16 protein-coding genes and 1 pseudogene are annotated in these 13956 nt (G+C 68.5%); 7 read left to right on the forward strand and 10 right to left on the reverse strand.

All coding sequences use genetic code 11. The features are described from left to right. The first annotated feature begins 245 nt into the window (after positions 1-245). Positions 246-2255, forward strand: a complete 2010-nt coding sequence (locus I8J32_RS14140) for a TonB-dependent receptor plug domain-containing protein (protein WP_200615704.1) — start codon at positions 246-248, stop codon at positions 2253-2255. Positions 2256-2282: 27 nt separating this feature from the next. Here the strand turns inward: I8J32_RS14140 and I8J32_RS14145 are convergent, their stop codons facing one another. From I8J32_RS14145 to I8J32_RS14155, 3 genes are all read right to left on the reverse strand, one after another. Further along, the gene (locus tag I8J32_RS14145; RefSeq protein ID WP_207526635.1) at positions 2283-2723 is read right to left on the reverse strand and encodes a hypothetical protein; all 441 of its coding nucleotides are present in this window, start codon (positions 2721-2723) and stop codon (positions 2283-2285) included. A gap of 268 nt (positions 2724-2991) precedes the next feature. Beyond that, on the reverse strand, positions 2992-3420 hold the full coding sequence (locus I8J32_RS14150) for a GFA family protein (RefSeq protein WP_200615706.1): 429 nt from the start codon (positions 3418-3420) through the stop codon (positions 2992-2994). Positions 3421-3489: 69 nt separating this feature from the next. After that, on the reverse strand, positions 3490-4281 hold the full coding sequence (locus tag I8J32_RS14155) for an alpha/beta hydrolase (RefSeq protein WP_200615707.1): 792 nt from the start codon (positions 4279-4281) through the stop codon (positions 3490-3492). Positions 4282-4538: 257 nt separating this feature from the next. Here I8J32_RS14155 and I8J32_RS14160 point away from each other — a divergent pair, with 257 nt between their 5' ends. Then, positions 4539-4748 (forward strand): cold-shock protein, encoded by a 210-nt coding sequence (locus I8J32_RS14160; protein ID WP_200615708.1) that lies wholly within the window; start codon positions 4539-4541, stop codon positions 4746-4748. 147 nt (positions 4749-4895) lie between these two features. Here I8J32_RS14160 and I8J32_RS14165 read toward each other — a convergent pair whose 3' ends face one another. Further along, the gene (locus tag I8J32_RS14165; protein WP_200615709.1) at positions 4896-5165 is read right to left on the reverse strand and encodes a hypothetical protein; all 270 of its coding nucleotides are present in this window, start codon (positions 5163-5165) and stop codon (positions 4896-4898) included. Between the two features lie 259 nt (positions 5166-5424). Between I8J32_RS14165 and I8J32_RS14170 the strand changes: the two genes are divergently transcribed. Next, on the forward strand, positions 5425-6087 hold the full coding sequence (locus tag I8J32_RS14170) for a class I SAM-dependent methyltransferase (RefSeq protein WP_200615710.1): 663 nt from the start codon (positions 5425-5427) through the stop codon (positions 6085-6087). Between the two features lie 43 nt (positions 6088-6130). Further along, positions 6131-6277, forward strand: coding sequence for a hypothetical protein (locus I8J32_RS14175; RefSeq protein ID WP_200615713.1), 147 nt, complete (start codon positions 6131-6133; stop codon positions 6275-6277). A 233-nt stretch (positions 6278-6510) separates the two neighbouring features. Here the strand turns inward: I8J32_RS14175 and I8J32_RS14180 are convergent, their stop codons facing one another. From I8J32_RS14180 to I8J32_RS14195, 4 genes are all read right to left on the reverse strand, one after another. Further along, a complete protein-coding gene (locus tag I8J32_RS14180; protein ID WP_245156341.1) occupies positions 6511-7632 on the reverse strand; it encodes a hypothetical protein in 1122 nt (373 codons plus the stop codon). 128 nt (positions 7633-7760) lie between these two features. Then, positions 7761-8207 (reverse strand): inner membrane protein YiaA, encoded by a 447-nt coding sequence (gene yiaA / locus I8J32_RS14185; RefSeq protein ID WP_200615714.1) that lies wholly within the window; start codon positions 8205-8207, stop codon positions 7761-7763. Between the two features lie 204 nt (positions 8208-8411). Then, positions 8412-8840, reverse strand: a complete 429-nt coding sequence (locus I8J32_RS14190) for a VOC family protein (RefSeq protein WP_207526636.1) — start codon at positions 8838-8840, stop codon at positions 8412-8414. Between the two features lie 138 nt (positions 8841-8978). Then, positions 8979-9503, reverse strand: a complete 525-nt coding sequence (locus tag I8J32_RS14195) for a type 1 glutamine amidotransferase domain-containing protein (protein ID WP_200615717.1) — start codon at positions 9501-9503, stop codon at positions 8979-8981. A 235-nt stretch (positions 9504-9738) separates the two neighbouring features. Between I8J32_RS14195 and I8J32_RS14200 the strand changes: the two genes are divergently transcribed. Beyond that, positions 9739-10098 (forward strand): hypothetical protein, encoded by a 360-nt coding sequence (locus tag I8J32_RS14200; RefSeq protein WP_207526637.1) that lies wholly within the window; start codon positions 9739-9741, stop codon positions 10096-10098. 71 nt (positions 10099-10169) lie between these two features. Here I8J32_RS14200 and I8J32_RS14205 read toward each other — a convergent pair whose 3' ends face one another. Then, positions 10170-10706 (reverse strand): hypothetical protein, encoded by a 537-nt coding sequence (locus tag I8J32_RS14205; RefSeq protein WP_200615720.1) that lies wholly within the window; start codon positions 10704-10706, stop codon positions 10170-10172. Between the two features lie 262 nt (positions 10707-10968). On the opposite strand from I8J32_RS14205, the gene I8J32_RS14210 reads away from it, so the two are divergent. Both I8J32_RS14210 and I8J32_RS14215 read left to right on the forward strand, forming a co-directional pair. Further along, positions 10969-11859 (forward strand): c-type cytochrome, encoded by an 891-nt coding sequence (locus I8J32_RS14210; RefSeq protein ID WP_200615721.1) that lies wholly within the window; start codon positions 10969-10971, stop codon positions 11857-11859. Between the two features lie 93 nt (positions 11860-11952). Next, positions 11953-12676, forward strand: a pseudogene (locus I8J32_RS14215) (rRNA pseudouridine synthase). Here the strand turns inward: I8J32_RS14215 and I8J32_RS14220 are convergent. Further along, positions 12673-13728, reverse strand: a complete 1056-nt coding sequence (locus tag I8J32_RS14220) for an oxidoreductase (protein WP_200615723.1) — start codon at positions 13726-13728, stop codon at positions 12673-12675. The pseudogene I8J32_RS14215 and the gene I8J32_RS14220 overlap by 4 nt on opposite strands. Between the last annotated feature and the right edge of the window lie 228 nt (positions 13729-13956).

Raw genomic sequence — 13956 nt, forward strand, 5'->3', positions numbered from 1 at the left:
CGGAGCGACGTGCCCGCTGGACGCGATCCCACCAAACCCACGCCCCGCGCAGCCACAGCCTGAACGCGACAGGCTTGCGGGCCGCCAGCGCGGCTATCGGTTTCCGACCTTAAACGCCTGCTGTACCCGCCGCATCCCATCTGGCACACGACCGCGCCAGCCAGCGCGTGCGAATGTCCAGGAACCCAGGGGATCAGCCGCCGATGTCGAACCACGTCCGAACTGCGCTGTGCGCTGCACTGCTCATGTGCCCTCCGCTTGCGTTCGCGCAGGATGCTCCCGTCGCGCCCGCCGTCGAAGGTGCGCGGACCTATGCTCCCGCCGACTTCAGCCGCTATGCGCCGCGCAGCGCGCTGGACATGCTTGAACAGGTGCCGGGCTTCGTGATCCGCGAACCGGTGCAGGAGCGCGGGCTGGGCCAGGCTACCGGCAACGTCCTGCTGAACGGCCAGCGCCTGTCGGGCAAGTCCAACGACGTCGTGGGCCAGCTCAGCCGCATCCCGGCCGGCAACGTGGTGCGGATCGAGATCCGCGACGGCGCCACGCTCGACATCCCCGGACTGTCGGGCGAGGTCGCCAACGTGGTGACGAAGGCCGAAGGCGTCCGCGGCTCGTGGGCGTGGCGGCCGGATTTCCGCAAGTACTACACCAACCCGCAGTACACCCGCGGCGAGATCGCGCTCAGTGGGGCGCGGGGCGGACTGGACTGGACGCTCGGCCTGACCAACCAGGCCAACCACAGCGGCGCCGGTGGCGGGACGGACATCTTCAATGCCGACGGCAGTTTCCGTGAGTTCCGCGACGACGAATGGACCGGCGAAATCGACCGGCCCCGCGTCAGCCTCGAACTGGGCTACCAGAACGCTGACGGCGACATCGGCAACCTGGACCTGTCGTGGCAGCGCATCTTCTACGACTACGTGGAAGACGGCACGCGCACCGGCCCTGGCCTGCCCCAGCGTGAACGCAGCGTGCGCTCGGAGGAAGGCGGACACAACTACGAACTGGGTGGGGACTACGAGTGGGCCTTTGGCCCGGGGCGGCTGAAATTCATCGGCCTCAACCGCTTCACCCATTCGCCGATCATGGACCAGGTGGAAACCCGCTTCGACGATGGCACGCCGACGCAGGGGCAGCGCTTCACGCGCGACGGCGAGGAAACCGAGCGCATCGCGCGCAGTGAATATCGATGGAAGGCCGCGGGCGACTGGCAGGTGTCGGGCGAATACGCGTTCAACCGCCTGGTCAGCGCGGCCGCCCTTTTCACCCTCGACGAATCCGGTGTCTACAACGAAGTCGTGCTGCCCGGCGGAACGGCCACGGTGCAGGAAGATCGCTACGAGGTGATGGGCTCCTACGGGCGCGCGCTCACGCCCACGGTCACCCTGCAGACCAGCCTGGGCGCGGAGTATTCGCGCATCGAACAGACTGGCGCCGGCGGCCTGGCGCGCAGCTTCCGGCGCCCCAAGGGCTCGGTATCGCTCGTGTGGAAGGCCGCGCCGAAGCTGGACCTGAATTTCAAGCTGCAACGACGTGTCGGCCAGCTCGATTTCTACGACTTCCTGGCCTCCGTCGACCTCAACGACGATCAGACCAACGCCGGCAATCCCGACCTGGTGCCGCCGCAGTCCTGGGAGCTGGAGGCCGAAGCCGTGCGCGACCTGGGCGCCTGGGGCAATACCAGCCTGCGTCTTTACGCGCATCGCATCGACGACATCGTCGACACCATTCCCATCGGGGAGGACGGGGAGAGCCCGGGCAACCTGGACAGCGCCACCCGACATGGCTTCGAATGGAAGGGCACCTTCCAGCTCGAACCGCTGGGCTGGCACGGCGCCAAGGTCAACGCGCGCTGGCAGTGGGAGGAAAGCGAAGTGCGTGATCCGCTGACGGGTGAGGACCGCCCGATCAGCAACAACCTCAAGGACCTGGCGGAACTGGGCCTGCGCCACGATATCCCCGGCACGAACTGGGCCTGGGGCGGCAACCTGGACTATTCGTTCTACTCGCGCGACTACCGGCTGAGCGAAGTCGGCCGCGTCTGGGAGGGCCCGATCTGGGGCAGCCTCTTCATCGAACGCAAGAACTTCCACGGCATGACGCTGCGCTTCAACGCGGGCAACCTGACCGACGCGCGCAGCATGTGGGACCGGGTGGTCTACGTCGACCGCCGCACCGGGCCGATCGACTTCATCGAGAAGCGCGACCGCCGCATCGGCCCGATCTTCTCGTTCGCGGTGAGCGGGACGTTCTGATGTTCCGGGCGGCGCCGGGCGGCGCTGCTACTTCAGCCTGATGCGGACGGGTGAGACGAAGCCCGGGAATCGCTGCTCCACCGCCAACCCGGCCGCGCGCAACTCCAGCACGCGCCGGCACCTGGCCGACGCGACCTGCGCGTACCGGCCACGGTTGAGCATCGTGCGGGTGACCGCCGCCATCGAGCGCGATTGCGTCAGGAATGCCTGCAGCGCAGCGTGGTACGGGCCGACGGTGGGGTCTTCGAAACGTCGACCGCCCAGTTCGATCCTCTGGCGGGTCACGGTCAAGCGCGGCGCGGAACTGGGCGCATAGACGACCAGATCCGCGTCGACGTGCAGTTCGTCGGGCACGCGGATCTCGTCAATGCGCGCGCAGGGCGCGAGCGGGTCCTGGGCGGACCCGCCCGCCGCGGCGGTGGTCGTCGCGAGCAGTCCGCACAGCATGATCGCGTGCACGCTTCGCATGGATCGGGGCTCCTTGTGGGGAGACCAGACTCATCCGGGCGATGCGTCGCAACGACTGCGCAAAGTCACCACGGCGTTTGGCAGGGGCCGCCAGGAGCGTCTTCCCCCGATGCCGCCGGCGCGACTCCAACGCCTGGAAATGCAGGGCATCGCGGCGCGCCCGACAGGAATCCAGGCCATCGCGGCGATGCTGCGCCTGGACACCCGACGCAGGCACGCCGCCAACAAATGCCGGGCATTTCGGACGCCGGCCCGCAGCGACGACGCCCTACTCCCCCGCGTTGGACGTACGCGCGTGCGGGTACCGATGCAACGTGTCGGCGGTATCGAACCACGCCAGGCGCGATGCATACCAGATATGGAAAGTGGGCGACACGGGATCGGCGTCGTCCATGGACGCGACGGTCACGTCGGTGGTGTCCGGTTCGTGGTCCACCTGCATGCACAGCTGCGTGCCGCAGTCGGCACAGAACCAGCGACGGCCGAAAGACGTGGACGGGAAGCAGCGCGGTTGCCCGCGCACGAACGCGAAGTCCACACGCGCCACCGTGGCGAACACCAGCACCGGCGCGCCCGACGCGTGCCGGCAAAGGGAGCAGTGGCAGTACCCCGCCAGCGCCGGCGGGGCGCGCAGTTCGTAGCGCACGGCGCCACACAGGCATCCGCCATTGCCGGGCAGTGAGTCGGGTCCGCTCATCGGCCACAGCCTAAACCTGCCGCCGGCGGGCTGCGTGACGCTGCCGGAGGCGCATTCGGCCGAGGCCGCTCACGGCGAACCGGGTGGCCTCGGCGAGCGTTCCGCAAAGCCGCGCCGCCACCATGCCGCGAAGGCGTCCTCCATCGCCGCACTGAGTTCGTGCGCATCGGCGGTCACGTCCAGCTCCACGTCTGCGCCCCGGGTGGCCCACTTCCGCTGTGCGTCGCGCGCTGCTTCCACTGGCACGATGGCGTCGTCGCACCCGTGCACGATCAGCACGCGCAGCGATGACGCGTGGCCGGCCGGCCCTGCCGCCGGGTCGAATGCCGGCAGCAACCGCCCGGCCAGCATGACCACGCCGCCCTGCCCGCCCGGCGCATGCAGCGCGGCGCCGGCGCACAGCATCGCACCCTGGCTGAACCCGCCGATCACTGTCTGCGCCGCCTCCAGCCCGAAGCGCTGCTGAAGCTGGCCGACGAACTCGAGAAGCCGGGCGCGACTCTCCAGGGCTTCCTCGACGACCACGTCCGGTGTCTGGTCCTCACCGTGTCCCTCGCGGAACCAGCCCTGGCGGTCTCCCGCGATCGAACGGGGTCCGCGCGCCAGCACGACATGCGTGTCGCCGTCCGCACGCCCGCCCAGGCCGGCCATCTGCAGCTCGTCGCCATCCACGCCGTGCAGCAGCACGAGCAGCCGCCGCGGGCGATCGGGCGCCGGTTCCAGCACCCGGAATGCCAGGACCCAGGGGTCAGCGGTGAGCAGGTCGCCGGGAAGCCGCATGCCCGCCAGTCTCGGTCGCGCCCGGGCGCGGGCGGGTGAAAGCGGGCACGGACGGGCCGGCTGAGTGTGCAGGATCGCCACCCGGGGCTATCTGACTGCGCGCCTGAGGCGGTGCAGCCCGCCCGCCGCAGTCCACGGGGGGACAGGCCGGCCCGATTGTAGTGTTTGCGTAAACAGCCCACAGGGGTTACCGTGGCGGTGCTGAGTCGTCAGGGGTCACAAGAAACGTGGCCCGATGTTTGTAGATCCACTACATCGTTGTCCCTCGCTTCCTCCTTTCTGCCAGCCCCCCGCCGCGCAACGCGGCTCCCAGTTCTGTCCGATCAGGAGTTACAACGATGTCCGACCGTGAAACCGGTACCGTAAAGTGGTTCAACGACGCTAAGGGCTTTGGCTTCATCGCCCGTGAGAATGGTGAAGATGTGTTCGTGCATTTCCGCGCGATCGAGTCCTCGGGCTTCAAGAGCCTGCAGGAAGGCCAGAAGGTGAGCTTTGTCGTCACCCGTGGCCAGAAGGGTCTCCAGGCCGACTCGGTCCAGACGATCTGATCCAGGCGCGCTGCGTTCGCGCGGCGCTGCCAGAGAACGAAAGCCCGGCGCGAGCCGGGCTTTCTTCTTTGGAGCCGATGACCAGAGGCCTTCGCGGCCAGCCGGAACGGCTACAAGCCGCCCGCGCCACGAAGCGCCCCGTTGGGGTCAGCGATGCATCGGCACCAGTGAGAAGCGCAGCTTGGACTCCTCGAGCAGGCGACGCAGGCGCAGCTCGATCTGCGGAAGATCCTCCAGGTGCTGCGAGGCGTAGAGCGCATAGGTGGGTCGATCCTCGGCTCCAAAGCGCGCGGGCTGTCGCCCCACGCTCACGTCGGGACTCTGGCAGGCCCGTATCCACAGGGTCTGCAGGGCCACCGGACCAATGCTCTGACCAGTACCGAGCGTGAACTTGAACATTGCAATCTGAGGCTTCACGCAGGCGCTCCACAATAGGTAAGGCAGTATGCGCCCGTTTGCCTGAAGGTGGCGCAGCCGCGACATATGATCCACACGACGCTGCCGTTGCAGCGCAAAAACGCATTTCCGCCATCCTGCGCAAGCGCGTACGATGGACGAGCCACACGCAATTTGCTCCTCACGCGCGTTACCGTTGGCCTGGCCGCCGACCGCTTCGCATCCCTCCTCGCGCCGCCCTGTTCGATCACCGCGGCGCCTCCGTGCGAGCCCCCTCCCCGTGCCTGGCTATGCCACCCGAAACCTCACCGTGCAGGTGGGCGGTCACGATTACCGCCTGCGCATGCTGAGCGACAAGCAACAGTACGCGGACCGTGACGGTCTGGCGCACCGCGCCGGCATCTCGTCCGCGCAGTGGTGCCTGTTCGGCCAGCACTGGCCCGCCGGCCAGGTGCTTGCGCAGGCCATGAGCGAGATCGAACTGGGGGGACGTCGGATCCTGGAGCTCGGCTGTGGCCTGGGGCTGTCCAGCCTGGTGCTCAAGCACCGGGGCGCGGATATCACCGCCAGCGACCACCATCCGCTCGCCAACGAGTTCCTGCAGCACAACGCGATCCTCAACGGGCTGTCGCCCATCTGCTACCGCGACCTGCCCTGGACTGCCCCGGATGCCACCCTAGGGCGTTTCGACCTGATCATCGGTAGCGATATCCTGTACGAGCGAGACCATGGGGTGCAGCTGGCGGCCGTGATGCTGCGGCATGCACATCCCGACGCGCTGGTGATGATCGCCGACCCCGGTCGCGGCCAGCGCGGCGGATTCACCCGTTCGATGCTGGAACAGGGGTATCTGTGCTGCGAGCGCAGTCCCGATTTCGGCGAACATCGCGGTGCCTCGCGCGGCCGCCTGCTCAGCTACCGCCGTCCGTCCAAGTTGAACTGACCACACACGTTCCGTTTCCCACCGCCCGAGGAATTTCCACAACATGGCAAAACCCAACTACTCGTTCGAGAAGCGCCAGCGCGAACTGGCCAAGAAGAAGAAGCAGGATGAAAAGCAGGCCAAGAAGGCAGCTTCCAAGCCGCCCGTAACACCTGCCGAACCGGGCTCGACGCCCGACAGCAGCCAGTAGAGCCGCGGTCCGCCTCGCCAGGCATCGACTTCGATGCCGGCGCAGGCTCCGAGTGCCCCCACCCGAGGGGGCGAGCACGCTGCTGCGTGCTCAACACCGCCTGCTGCGAGGAGGCGGTTGGTCGAGGCCATGGCCGACGACGCGACCGCCTGATTCGCGCCCCAATGGCCGGGCCCGAGGGCGGGCGCCTGACAGTGTTCCCTACCCCTGCCGTCTCGATCAGCCCGCGGCGGCTAGTGCCGCACGAGGGCCAGCACGATCTCGAACATGATCAGCAGCACGATTGCCACTTCCAGCAGTTCGGCACGCCGGCTGGCGGCTTCCTCATAGAGCGAAACACAGGTCTCGCGGATGATGGAAAGTTTGCGGTCGACGGCGGCGCTCAGCTTGGGAACGCGGAACAGCTCCAGCGTGGCCGTGTGGATGCGGGCCAGGTAGACGTCCTCGGTGACCTGCAGCGTGTTGTCCACGCGCTCGGTCAGCTCGGTGACTTCGGCCACCAGGCTGTAGAGCTTGCGGGCAAGCCTCGCCGCACGGCGCGAAGCGAGCAGGGACAGCCCGCCGCGGGCGTTCTCGACCAGGTCGTACATGGTCGGCAGCTCGTCGTCGAGCAACTCGTCGTAGTAGCGCATCTCCAGCAGCTGGGCATTGGCGACTTCGAGGATGTCGGTGACATCGGTGTCACCCCGCGGCTCATAGACGAAGGCGCGGTCCCAGGTCACCACCACCAGGTCATCTTCGAAGTAGGAGAACGACTGGGCGGTGACTTCCGATGATTCCTGTTGCGAAAGCGGCCGCGTTTCGCCCGACAGCAGCGCCGCCAGGTCCGCCCGCTCCTGCACCTGGGCGCCGGTGAGTGGCGTATCGAAACTGCGCACGAGGGCAAACAGGTAGTCCTCCTCCAGCCGGTGCGTGGCCGGTCGCCTGACCGCGGGGGCGATCACCTCCAGCACGGCTTCCAGCACCGGAGTCCAGACGTCCACCTGCGCGGTGGCGCCCACCGCGTGGTCGAGCGCGTTGCATTGTGCGGTGAAGCCGGCCCATTCGACGTCGGCGACGTCCACCCGCAGGGCAATGGCGATGACGCCGAAGTCGTACAGCCGCGCGCTGGCATGCGCGCGCGCGGGCCGGCCATCCAGGACGAGGGGAACCGGCGACAGCAGCAACTGCGCAGGTGGCACCTCGAAAGCCAGTTTCCTGGCGGCGGCGGCGCCAAGCTGGATCCGGCGCGCCTCGCGCCCCTCGTGCGAGGACCACAGGCGTTCCGCCCGGGCCAGATCGATCGTGTCCGCCACATCCCACAGGCGGTGGGCGACCAGGGAACCGGAACGTACGCGCAGGTGGTCGTCGGTCATCGGGCCCCGGCTGGAGATGGCAGTGTCCCCATGGTGCGCTTGGAGGAAGTCAACGACGGGTCAAGCCCGCGCTCAACCGGCCGGACGACAAGGCGATGCGCGGCGGCGCCCGCCTCGCCGTATCGGGTTCATTCGGCGGCGCGCGATCCGATGCCGTGCGTCTCACCGCGGGACTCCGCATCGAACACGGCCACGTCCCGGACGTTCTTCTGCACGGCCACCGCGGCGAACAGGCTCAACACGAAGGCCATCGCATAGAAGCCCTTCTCGGTGCCACTGAGCTGCGCATTCCACAGGCCCACCATCAGCAGCAGCAGGGCAATACCCAGCGACATCCAGCACAGGCCGAAATAGATCGGGGTGACGTAGGTGCCCTCGAGCCGGTCGCGCACGGATTTCTGCAGCGATACCGCGGAGAACAGCCCGTACATCAGGATGGTGAAGTAATAGCCCTTCTCGTTGAGCTGCATCGGCGCGCTCCACAACCCCGCCAGGTAGGTGGTCGCGCCGATCAGCAGCGCCAGCCAGGAAGCGCCGATGAAGGCGGCGGTGGGTTTCTGGATCTGGGGCTTCATGCGTGTTCCGCGTCGGGTGTTGCCCGGATTCTACGCACGAGTCCGGCTGTTTTGGCCAGATGCGCGCGGCGACGGGGCCGGGGGACGGCTGGGCCGCCGCGGAAGGAGCCAACGCCGACCGATACCGGTCGATGGCAATGCGCGCAGGCTCCGGGCGTGCTTGGACGACAAGGCCCATGCGCTCGTCGGGCACGCCGTCGACGCCTAGAACGAGATCTTTACCGACGCCGAACTGCGCTGGGCGTCGCCATGGTGGACCGCCTCGATGTTGTTTCCGTCGGGATCCAGGGCGAATGCGGCGTAATAGCCCGGGTGATATTCGCGCTCGCCCGGCGCGCCGTTGTCGCGGCCACCGTGGGCGAGCGCTGCCCGGTGGAACGCGTCCACCATGGCGCGGTCGCGAGCCTGGAAGGCCAGGTGGTGCCGGCCCGTCAGCTTGCCCTGCGCCGCCTCGCTACCGGCGGTGGAAACAAACAGCTCGTCGGCCCAGAAGTAGTCCTCGCCAGTGCCGCCCACGGGCACCCCCAGCACGTCGAGGATCGCGGTGTAGAACGCCTGGCTGGCGGGCAGGTCCTTGACGACCAGCTGCACATGGTCGATCAGTCGTCCGCGGTGGAGTTCCTGCGTTTCCATGCAATGCTCCTTGAAAGAAGTCGATCTTCGAGTCGCCCGGTCTCGATCCGTGCCGGATCCGGTTCGCAGCGTTGCCGGCGGCCCGCCCTCGCGGCCGACAGCCGCAGGTGGGTGGCGGCAGCACCACGCGTCGCGCCTTCAGCCCACCGCGTTGATCACCGCCTGGGTGAACGCGGGGATGTCGGCCGGCTTGCGGCTGGTGATGATGTGGCCGTCGGTGACCACTTCCGCATCCTTCCAGCGCGCACCCGCGTTCTCCAAGTCCGTGCGTACCGAAGGCCAGGACGTGACTTCGCGGCCGTTCGCCGCGCCCGACTCCACCAGGAGCCAGGGGCCGTGGCAGATTGCGGCCAGGGGCTTGCCGGCGCGATCGAAGGCACGCACGAATTCGACGGCCTCGGGCACCATGCGCAGCCGGTCGGGATTGATCTGGCCGCCAGGCAGCACGAGCGCGTCGTAGTCGTCCGAGGAAGCCTGCCCCAGTTCCACGTCGACGGGCACCGAGTCGCCCCAGTCCTTGTCCTTCCATCCGCGGATCTGTCCGCCCTTGGGAGAAATGACATCGACCGCGTAACCAGCCTGCTTGAGCTGCGCGCGGGGGTCCATGAGTTCGGACTGTTCGAAACCGTCGGTGGCGAGGATGGCGATCCGCTTGCCGGCCATGGGAAGTCCTCGGAATGCGGGACGGTGACCGTACGCGAACATCGGTTCAATGGCCGTGAATCGCGGTGATGCTGTGCGGGCCGGGTTTGCCAGCCAAACGGTCCAGCCAGGGAGCTGCATGCGGCGGCCGCGCATGCAGCCGGCCGTGCGGCCAAAACCCCTGCTTTTGCGCACTGCGGTGACGCCGGGTCCGCTACCGTCTGCTGATCTTCAAATCTGGGCCGAAGGAAGCAGCATGAAGACGTTTCTTGCCGTATTTACCGGCACGCAGGACGGCATGGACGCGTGGAAATCCCTGGATGGCGCGCAACGCCAGGCCAGGGAAAAGGAAGGCATGCAGGCGTGGCAAGCCTGGGTCGAGAAGAATGCGTCTGCGATCATCGACCACGGCGCACCGCTGGGAAAGACCAAGCGGATCTCCGGCGAAGGGATCGCCGACATCCGCAACAACCTGGCCGCATATACGGTCGTGCGGGCTCCGTCGCATGAGGCCGCGGCAAAGCTGTTCGAGTCCCATCCACACTTCGCGATCTTCCCGGGGGATGGGGTCGAAGTCATGGAGTGCCTGCCCATTCCGGAAATGCCGGCCACGTGAGCGAGACGGTCCCGGTGCGTGTGCATCGGGGCCGCATCGGAATGGCTATTGGGGCAGCCCCCGGGCTGCCGTCAGCCGGCGCCCTGCAACTGCTTCATCAGTGCCTCGATCCGGGCCTTGTTCTGCTTCACGAACTGCACCGAGGCCGGATCGATGCCCTCCGGAATCGCCTTGAGCTGGCCGGCATCCAGGGCGCCCTGCGTCATCAGCGCGGCCATCAGTGTTTCGCCGGTGAGGGCGAACTCACGGGTCGACATGCCCGATTGCTCGATGATCCCGCGCACCTTCGCGTTGGCTTTTAGGCGCGCCGCGTACTGCGCGCTGTCTTCCCGCGAGAGGTTCATGGAGAGATCCTCGAGCGCAGGATCACTGGCGGCCGCCCGGGCCAGGCCTGCCTGTGCGGCGAAATAGGCCGTCACGTTGTCCATGGTCAGCACGTAAGCGGCATCGGTCTGCGGCGACGCCGCGGGCTGGGGGGACGCTACTTCGGACGGGGCCCCGGCGGCGACGGGTTCCGGCGCCTGCGCGGTCGGAGCCGTCGTGTTGTTGCAGGCGGAAAGCGCGGCGAGAGCCAGCAGCCCCAGCGGCCAGCGGGTGGACTTGGACATCGGATACTCCGGATGCGAAGGAATCGAGGGTGGTGGCAGGCTGGCGGATGATGCCCGTCGTGGCCCGCGGACGAAGGTGCCGGAAGTACGCCTCGGCCAGGCCCGAACCTCCGTGTCGCCTGCTCCGGACGCCGCCCTGCGCGGTCATCTACCCGCCAGGACGCCAGGATTGTCGCCGCGCCCCAACGTCTGGCTGGCCTGCCACCGGTCGCTTGTGCGTATCCCCCTTTAGCTTCGTGGAGGGCCGGACATGCGACGTGGGATGAAATGGGTGGCAATGGTCGTGGGCGTCGCCGTGCTCGCGGCAGGGACGCTCGTGGCCGTCTCATGGGCACTGACCGGCCGCGCACTGGAGCGCACCTATGCGATCAATGACCCGCCTTTGAAGATCACCCGGGACGCGGGCACCCTCGCCCGCGGCGAGCATCTGTTCGCCACGCGGGGCTGCGCGGATTGCCACGGCCGGCAGGGCGAAGGCCGGGTGCTGATCGACGAGCCGGGCCTGATGAGGGTCGTGCCAACGAATCTCACCCGTGCGGTGCACGTGCCGGCCTACACCGACGACGCCCTTGCCGCGGCGATCCGCCACGGGGTCCGTCCCGACGGTACGCCGCTGATGATCATGCCCACCGGCGACTACGCCCAGCTCGATGACCAGGACGTCGGCGCCCTGGTGCTGTACATGCGCACCCTGCCGATGCGCGCCAACGATCCCGGCCGCAGTGTTGTCGGCCCGATCGGACGCGTGCTGCACACACTGGGCAAGCTGCCCCTGCTACCTGCCGAATCGGTCGACCATGCGCCCCGCCTGCGCCAGGCGCCGCCGGTGGCGCCGACCGTCGAGTACGGCCGCTACGTCGCCCAGGTATGCACGGGTTGCCATCGAAGCGACTTCACCGGCGGGCTGGTGGTCGAACCGGGTACGCCGCCGTCGGCCAACCTCACCCCCCATGCGACTGGCCTGGCGGACTGGTCGGAGACGGATTTCCTGCGCCTGATGCATACCGGCCTCAGGCCCGACGGCCGCGCGGTGGACCCGATGATGCCGTGGCGCTCATACAGTCGGATGGAAGATGTCGAGCTGCGCGCGGTGTGGGCCTACCTGGCCTCGCTCGAGCCCGTGCCCGGCGGTGGCGGTGGCGCCGGAAAGTAGGTTCGAGGGGACCAGCGGGCGCTTGGGCGCGCAATCGCGCGCAGCGATCACGCCACATCCCTACACTACCCGCCCCCCTTCCGCGCCGGCGCCATGTCCGAACCTGTCCGCCTGTCCCGCCGCGTGTCCGAACTGGCGCGCTGCTCCCGCGCCGATGCCGAACGCTATATCGAAGGCGGCTGGGTACGCGTGGACGGCAAGGTGGTCGATGCTCCGCAGCTGATGGTGTCGGACGAACGCGTCGAGCTGGACCCCCCATGCGGTGCTCGAGGATTCCGAACCGGCGACGTTCCTGCTGCACAAGCCACCGGGCTACGACACCATCGCCGGTCCGCGCCCGGCCGCCGCACTGCTCACGCCGGAATCGCGCTGGGCCGAGGACCCCACCGGCATGCGCCTGCTGCAACGGCATTTCGTCCGTCCCACGCCGTTGTTCGACCTCGACAACGATGCCAGCGGGCTGATGGTGCTGTCGCAGGACGGACGCGTGTGGCGCCGGCTGACGGAAGATGCCGACCGCATCGAGCAGGAATTCATCGTGGAGGTCGCGGGCGACATCGCACCCTACGGCCTGCACCGCCTCAATCATGGCCTGCGCTTTCGTGGTCGCGAGCTGCCGCCCTGCAAGGTCAGCTGGCAGAACGAGATCCGGCTGCGATTCGCCATCAAGGCGGTACAACCCGGCCAGCTGCGCGAGATGTGCGCGCAGGTCGGCCTGCAGGTCGTGGCCATCCGCCGCATCCGCATCGGCAAGGTGCCGCTGGGCAAGATGCCGGTGCGCCAGTGGCGCTATCTGCCGGTGAGCGAGCGCTTCTAGCGCGGGTCCACCCACGCTGGCACCCGCGCACACCCGGAAGCCGCGGCATCGACCGCGGCCTCCATCACCGCCATGACATCGAGCATCTGCACCGGCGACACCGGATTCTCGCCTTCACCGCGGACCGCCGCCGCCAACCCGGCGTAGAAGCGCGACTGGTCGCCTCGCGGCACGGGCCGCCGATGAACTCCGCCCTCCGCGTCGTGCCAGACCAGCGGGTCCGGATCCTCGCCCCATCGTGGGTCACCCGGGCGCAGGCCGGCCATGAGTTGGGCCTCCTGACGATCGGCGCCCTGCTTCACCAGGCTGCCCCGCGTGCCATGGACCACGAAGCGGGCGCCCGCGCCGGCCGCCAGCATGCCGGCGTGCAGCACCACGCGCCGGCTGCCGTAGGCCAGCAGGACGTGCGCCCAGTCGTCGGTCACGGCGCCGCCACGCTGGGCCGACAGGCTGGCCAGTACGGAATCGGGCCGGCCCAGCAACAGCAGTGCCTGATCGACCAGGTGCGGGCCCAGATCCCACCACAGACCGCTGGCGGGCCCGGCCTGCTCGCGCCACCGCGCCCGAACGTCGGGGCGGAAGCGCTCGATGCGCGATTCCAAGTGCACGGGCTCGCCGATCAGGCCGCTCGCGATGGCCTCGCGCACCGCCAGGAAGTCGCTATCCCAGCGGCGGTTGTGGAACACCGACAGCACCCGGTCCTGATGGCGGGCCAGCGTGGCCAGCTCGCAGGCCTCGGCCAGTGTGGGGGTGACCGGCTTGTCGACCACCACGTGCCGGCCGGCGGCGAGCGCCGCACGCGCGAGCGGCGCATGGCTCTGGTTGGGCGAGGCGATCACCACCAGCTGCACGCGCGGATCGGCAATCGCCGCCAGCGGATCGGCAATGACGTCCACCTGCGGCAGATCGGCGTGCACGCGCGCCGCATCGCGCGAAGCGACAACCACCAGCGACAACGCCGGCACGGCCTGGATGAGGGGCGCGTGGAAGGTGCGGCCGGCGAAGCCATAGCCGATCAGGGCCACGCGGGTCGGAGCTGGGCGCGGGGGCATGGCGTCGCCGACGGGAGGGGCCCCCATGCTGCCCCAGGCCCGGTCGCGATGTATATCGACGCGTGTGCGCAGGCCGCGTTCGATGCGGCGGTGCGGGCCAGGGAAACAGGATTCGCCCACGCGGCTAACTCTCGTTCACTGGGCGTTGCGCCGCGTGGTTTGTGCGTCCGATAGGCTGCCCGGATGTCGCCCATCCTCCGCGTGCTCTTCCGCCCCCTGCGCACGCGC

The organism is Lysobacter solisilvae, assembly GCF_016613535.2.
Lineage (GTDB): Bacteria > Pseudomonadota > Gammaproteobacteria > Xanthomonadales > Xanthomonadaceae > Agrilutibacter > Agrilutibacter solisilvae.

Excerpts from the sequence above, each read along its gene's own strand:
- I8J32_RS14190 (WP_207526636.1), bottom strand. The coding sequence starts at position 8,840 with ATGGAAACGCAGGAACTCCACCGCGGACGACTGATCGACCATGTGCAG.
- I8J32_RS14150 (WP_200615706.1), bottom strand. The coding sequence starts at position 3,420 with ATGAGCGGACCCGACTCACTGCCCGGCAATGGCGGATGCCTGTGTGGC.
- I8J32_RS14160 (WP_200615708.1), top strand. The coding sequence starts at position 4,539 with ATGTCCGACCGTGAAACCGGTACCGTAAAGTGGTTCAACGACGCTAAG.
- I8J32_RS14180 (WP_245156341.1), bottom strand. The coding sequence starts at position 7,632 with ATGACCGACGACCACCTGCGCGTACGTTCCGGTTCCCTGGTCGCCCAC.
- I8J32_RS14210 (WP_200615721.1), top strand. The coding sequence starts at position 10,969 with ATGAAATGGGTGGCAATGGTCGTGGGCGTCGCCGTGCTCGCGGCAGGG.
- I8J32_RS14220 (WP_200615723.1), bottom strand. The coding sequence starts at position 13,728 with ATGCCCCCGCGCCCAGCTCCGACCCGCGTGGCCCTGATCGGCTATGGC.
- I8J32_RS14175 (WP_200615713.1), top strand. The coding sequence starts at position 6,131 with ATGGCAAAACCCAACTACTCGTTCGAGAAGCGCCAGCGCGAACTGGCC.
- I8J32_RS14145 (WP_207526635.1), bottom strand. The coding sequence starts at position 2,723 with ATGCGAAGCGTGCACGCGATCATGCTGTGCGGACTGCTCGCGACGACC.
- I8J32_RS14140 (WP_200615704.1), top strand. The coding sequence starts at position 246 with ATGTGCCCTCCGCTTGCGTTCGCGCAGGATGCTCCCGTCGCGCCCGCC.
- I8J32_RS14195 (WP_200615717.1), bottom strand. The coding sequence starts at position 9,503 with ATGGCCGGCAAGCGGATCGCCATCCTCGCCACCGACGGTTTCGAACAG.
- I8J32_RS14200 (WP_207526637.1), top strand. The coding sequence starts at position 9,739 with ATGAAGACGTTTCTTGCCGTATTTACCGGCACGCAGGACGGCATGGAC.
- I8J32_RS14205 (WP_200615720.1), bottom strand. The coding sequence starts at position 10,706 with ATGTCCAAGTCCACCCGCTGGCCGCTGGGGCTGCTGGCTCTCGCCGCG.
- yiaA (WP_200615714.1), bottom strand. The coding sequence starts at position 8,207 with ATGAAGCCCCAGATCCAGAAACCCACCGCCGCCTTCATCGGCGCTTCC.